The 1059-nt window shown below is 61.0% G+C and carries 2 protein-coding genes; both read left to right on the top strand.

From position 1 onward, the window contains the following. Positions 1-520: cytochrome c oxidase subunit 3 (locus tag EN925_RS37080; RefSeq protein ID WP_164894721.1), on the top strand; the 520-nt coding region annotated here is incomplete at its 5' end. Continuing rightward, entirely contained in the window at positions 517-966 is a 450-nt protein-coding gene (locus tag EN925_RS37075; RefSeq protein WP_127370327.1) for a hypothetical protein, read from the top strand. The genes EN925_RS37080 and EN925_RS37075, both read left to right, overlap by 4 nt. Positions 967-1059: the final 93 nt, after the last annotated feature.

Below are 1059 nucleotides of genomic sequence, written 5' to 3'. Positions count from 1 at the left end.
CCTGATCGCCACCGAGGCCATTCTTTTCGTTTACCTGATCTTCAGCTATGCCTATCTCGGCTCGCAGCAGGACGGCCCATGGCCACCGTCGGGCGCCCCCAGCCTCAAGCTCGCGCTTCCAAACACGTTTATTCTCGTCGGCAGCAGCTTTCTGTTGGGCTGGGGAGTGCGCGAGTTTCGCAGCCGCAGGTCCAATGGCCGCTTGGCGCTTTTTCTCGTCGGGACCATCGTCCTCGGCGCGGTCTTCATCACGGTCCAAAGTTTCGAATGGGCGGGAAAACCGTTCAATTTTTCCACCAACTCCTATAGCTCAGTGTTCTTCATTCTGACCGGCGTGCACATGGCGCATGTGGCGGTCGGCTTGTTGATGCTGGTCATGCTCCTGATCTGGACCCTTATGGGGCGTTTCGGAAACGTCCATCACGAACACCTTGTTCTCGGCGCGCTCTACTGGCACTTCGTCGACGTGGTGTGGATCGCGGTGTTCACCACCGCCTATCTGGTGCCGCAATTCTCATGAGCGCGCTTCACCCCCTCGCCAAAGGCGTGCAGCATCCATCGCCCTTGCGGCACGAGGCGCCGTGGTGGCTAGTGAGCGTCGGTTTAATCGCGGCGCCCGCGGCGTGGTCGCTGCAATTGCTCGTGTCCTATGTTCTCAACGGCGACAGATGCGCCGCCGGGAGGTTGGGCGCCTTGCCCTTTGAACCGACCGCCATGCTGTATGCGATCATCGGCGTCATCGCGGTCGCAACGTCGATCCTGGGCCTTTGGGCCGCGCATCGCACTTGGCGCCTTACCCGAGAGGAAGGCTCCGGCGATCATCATGAAGGATTGACGACGGGAATCGGGCGCACCCGTTTCCTTGGGCTCAGTGGCATCGTCTCGAGTTCGATTTTCATCGTTGGCGCGGTTTTCGCGCTGCTGGTTCCGTTTTTGGTATCACCATGCTTCGCCCTCTTCTTTTGAGCGCGCCGGCCGCCGTGCTGGCGACGCCCGCCTTTGCGGAAAATGCCGCCTCGCCCATCTGGACGCGATGGTTCGGCGAGCCAGTGGTGGAAG

Origin of the sequence: Mesorhizobium sp. M7A.F.Ca.US.006.04.2.1 (assembly GCF_004022915.1) — a bacterium.
GTDB lineage: Bacteria > Pseudomonadota > Alphaproteobacteria > Rhizobiales > Rhizobiaceae > Mesorhizobium > Mesorhizobium ciceri.
This window is presented reverse-complemented; position numbering and strand designations above follow the sequence as displayed.

Bases quoted from the DNA above. Each gene is read 5' to 3' on its own strand.
- EN925_RS37075 (WP_127370327.1), top strand. From the start codon at position 517: ATGAGCGCGCTTCACCCCCTCGCCAAAGGCGTGCAGCATCCATCGCCC.